Origin of the sequence: Bacteroides sp. (assembly GCF_019417265.1) — a bacterium.
Lineage (GTDB): Bacteria > Bacteroidota > Bacteroidia > Bacteroidales > Bacteroidaceae > Phocaeicola.
The window spans coordinates 1-4,049 of record NZ_DXVR01000045.1; the positions used below are offsets into that span (position 1 = coordinate 1).

Sequence of the window (4,049 nt, forward strand, 5' to 3'; positions counted from 1 at the left end):
GCAAAGGTAATACTTTTGGGGGAATTTTTCGCAATTCAATTACTTTTGACTATAAGTTTTAAACTAATTTTTATTTTAAGAAATCGTCAAAGTATCTCGAAATGTGTTCATGCAGATGAACTCTTTCTGTTCCAATCATGTTGTGTCCTGATTCAGGATAAACGAAAAAGTCAGGATGTGTTCCTGCATCAATGCATGAACGCAGGAATGTATAACTGTGTTGAGGAACGCATGTCGGGTCTTCACCACCGATTATAATCAGCAGTCGTCCTTTCAGGTTTCCTGCTTTCAGGTTCAGATTAGAATTCTTGTATCCTTCCGGGTTTGTTTCCGGTGTGTCCATATATCTTTCGCCGTACATCACCTCGTAGTATTTCCAGTCGATAACAGGACCTCCGGCTACACCAACCTTGAATATCTCAGGATAAGTGAGCATAAGGTTTGTAGTCATGAATCCTCCGAAGCTCCATCCGTGTACCCCTATCCTGTTGGCATCAACGTATGGAAGTGATTGTAGCATCTTTACCCCTTCCACCTGGTCTTTCATTTCTTCCACACCAAGCTGACGGAAAGTGCAGTTCTCAAATTCCCGTCCGCGGTTGTCGCTTCCACGACTGTCAACTGTAAGCATTACATATCCTTTCTGAGCCATGTACAAATCCCAACCACGAGCATCGTAGAAACGAGTGTTGTGTATCATCTGTGCGTGAGGACCACCATACACGTAGATTATAGCAGGATATTTCTTGTTAGGGTCGAAGTTAACCGGCTTGATTAGTCTGTAGTAAAGGTCAGTCTTGCCGTCTGCAGCCTTGATTGTTCCAAGGGTAATCTCAGGCATATTGTATTTCTCAGGCATAGGGTCGCTTGATGTGAAGATTGTGACACCCTTCTTGCCGTTTGTAGGCAATATGCTTGTTTCACCTGCTATGCTGAACGAAGTCATATTGTCGATTATGTAAGTACCTCCGGCAGAGAGTTGTGCTCTGTGATTACCGTCTTCCTTACCAATCAGAGTGCGTTTGCCGCTCTTTATGTTTAGGCTGTAGATGTTAGTCTGCAAAGGTGAAACCTCTGTAGATGCGATAATGACTTCCTTCTTTGCTTCGTTGAAACCGAGGATATCCTGTACCAGCCAGTCGCCTTTGGTGAACTGTTTCACCTCTACATATTCCTTGTATTTGTTCATACCTTCTATCAGTTCCAATGTGACAGGTCTAGGTTTCTTAGTATCGAACAGATACAGATGGTTGAATCCGTCTCTCTGGCTCTGGTAGATGAATTTTGTTTCATCCCATGGAAGGAATGTCAGAGGATGCTGAGGCTCAACATATTTAGGATGAGATTCCTCGTACAGTACACCGATTTTCTTACCTGTTTCGGTATCGTACTTAACGAGTTGTGCATAGTTCTGGTCGCGGTTCACTTCTATCACATAGATGTTTTCCTCGTCAGGAGCCCATGATATGTTTGTGAAATATCTGTCAGTCGGGTCACCTGCATCCAGATAGACTGTTTTTCCGCTTTCAGGGTTGTAGATACCCACTGTTACCTTATGGCTTGTCATGCCTGCCATAGGATATTTGTCAGGTTCGAGAGTTGCTATACGTGTGGTAGTGTTTACCTGCGGATAGTCTGTCACCATGCTCTGATCCATGCGGTAGAAAGCAAGATATTTTCCTTCAGGACTCCAGAATGTACCTTTGTAAATACCGAATTCATTACGGTGTACAGCCTGTCCGTAAACGATGTCGTGAATATCGTTGCCACCACATGCGGCTTTCTCAATGTCAATGTCAGGATTAACCTGCCTGTCAGCAATCTTCTCGGAAGCTATATGCAGATTGTCGCCCACTGTATATGCCACAGTCATGCTTTCCTTGCAGAAATCAATATTTGCAGCTCCCTTGTTTATTTTGATAACCGATTTGACAGCCTTATCTTCAAAGTCATAGACTATGATGTTACCGTCGTGCGAGAGAAGTATTTCTTTTTCCTCTCCCCATGGCATTGAAGCCCCCATGAGCGAACGTATCTGCTTGATACCCTTGGTCTTTTCGTCAGCCTGAAGTGCAGAATTCAGTTCTTCTAAGGTGATGATAGTCTTTTCCTTACCGTTCTTTTTGTCGATAGATACTATCTCTTCCACTCCTGTACGGATACATACGTCGCCCCACCATTTCAAGCCTGACATTCTTTTCGGAATGAGGTTGAAATAGTTGTCACCTCCCGGTATTACATCCTGTAGGGTGAACGATGTCTTTTCCTGTGCCAGGATTCCTGTAGTAGGGATATTAAGTGCCATTATGCTCAATAGGGTTATGATTTTGTTCTTGAGAATCATGTTTTTCCTGTTACTTTATAGAATCGTTTTAAAAATATGAAACCTTGCAGGGTAAGGTTTTTACCCTGCAAGGATATGTATTAATCAACGTTGTTTTCTTCCGTAGCCAACAAATCTTCCGGTTTGCGTCTGATGTGCATATATCTTGGTGCAGGCGCAGCTTTAGGACGTCCGTCGTCTGTCGAAGGACGTGGAGTGCGTGGCTTGTTTTCGTCGCGGTATTTGAACTCGCTCTTTCTTTCGCGTGTGAATTCTTTTCCGTCGCCAGCCCTTCTTCCTCTGAATGCAGGTTTGGCATCACCGTCTTTACGTTCCCTTCTTTCACCTTTGTCGTTGCCGAAAGGTTTTCTGTCTTTGCGGTCGCCTTTTCCGAACTCAGGCTTCTCACTCCTTCTTCTTGGTCTTTCGCTTCTTTCTTCGCTCTTGGCCTTGAAGTTCTTGCCTTCCTCACCGCTTCTGAATGCCTTGAACTTGCCGTCGAACAACTGATACTGACGGAACTGACACTCCAAAGCACCGTTTATCAGGCGTATTTTCACGCTTGGCTTAAGCCCTATCTGGTCGAAACACTCATCGCGGTAGCTCAATATCCACGCATCGTTGCCTGTGAAAGCATGTTTCAGTCTTTCACCAATCATCTTGTACAGACCAAGCAGGTCGTCTGATGAGATTCTCTCACCGTAAGGAGGGTTTGTTATGATGATGCTCTTTTCCTTAGGCTGTTCGAACTGCTGGAACGGCTGTATCTTCAGTACTATATCTCTGCTCAGACCGGCAGCCTTTACGTTGTGAGTGGCAATTTCGTTTGCCTTAGGATTGTTGTCGTAACCGTATATCTTGTGGTTGAATTCTTTCTCCTGCGAGTCGTCATTGTAGATAGAGTCGAGAAGTTCGCGGTCGAAATCTTTCCATTTCTCGAATCCGAATTCTTTGCGGAACACACCCGGAGCGATGTTGCGTGCTATAAGTGCAGCTTCGATAGGAATAGTACCCGAACCGCACATAGGGTCAATAAGGTCGCACTCGCCTCTCCATCCTGTCATAAGAATCATTCCGGCAGCGAGAACCTCGTTAAGCGGAGCTTCCACCTGTTCCTGACGGTAGCCGCGGCGGTGTAGAGATTCGCCCGAACTGTCGAGTGACAAAGTACACTGGTTTTCTGCGATGTGGATGTTGATACCCAAGTCAGGATTATTGATGCGTACCGACGGACGGCTTCCTGTCTTCTCGCGGAAATAGTCTACAATGGCATCTTTCACCTTGTATGCAACGAACTTAGAGTGGCGGAATTCTTCCGAGAATACTACAGCATCTACGCTGAAACTGCATGTATTGTCGATATACTCGCTCCATTCGATAGCCTTTACTGCATCGTAAACCTCGTCGGCCGAGTTGGCAGTGAAGTGTTTGATAGGCTTAAGGATGCGGATTGCAGTACGAAGGCAGAAGTTTGCCTTGTACATCATTGCCTTGTCACCGGTGAAGGAAACCATACGGCGACCGATTTCAATGTTGCCGGCTCCCAATTCTGTGAGTTCTTGTGCCAATACTTCTTCCATCCCCTGGAATGTTTTGGCGATAAGCTCGAATTCTTGATTCATGTTTGAAAAAAAATTACGTAATTTTGTTTTAGGGTACAAAATTACGTAATTTCAGCCGCTTAATCAATGTTTTAGCGGTGTTTCTTATAATAATTCTATAAAAG

At 44.6% G+C, this 4,049-nt stretch carries 2 protein-coding genes; both read right to left on the reverse strand.

Annotation, left to right across the window (positions count from 1 at the left end; genetic code table 11):
- Nucleotides 1-70 precede the first annotated feature (70 nt).
- Nucleotides 71-2,344: a DPP IV N-terminal domain-containing protein gene (locus QZ379_RS07135; RefSeq protein ID WP_291562396.1), complete on the reverse strand. Its 2,274-nt coding sequence runs from the start codon at nt 2,342-2,344 to the stop codon at nt 71-73.
- Between the two features lie 80 nt (nt 2,345-2,424).
- A complete protein-coding gene (locus QZ379_RS07140) occupies nt 2,425-3,945 on the reverse strand; it encodes a THUMP domain-containing protein (protein ID WP_291562399.1) in 1,521 nt (506 codons plus the stop codon).
- Nucleotides 3,946-4,049 lie beyond the last annotated feature (104 nt).

Bases quoted from the DNA above. Each gene is read 5' to 3' on its own strand.
- QZ379_RS07135 (WP_291562396.1), bottom strand. From the start codon at position 2,344: ATGATTCTCAAGAACAAAATCATAACCCTATTGAGCATAATGGCACTT.
- QZ379_RS07140 (WP_291562399.1), bottom strand. From the start codon at position 3,945: ATGAATCAAGAATTCGAGCTTATCGCCAAAACATTCCAGGGGATGGAA.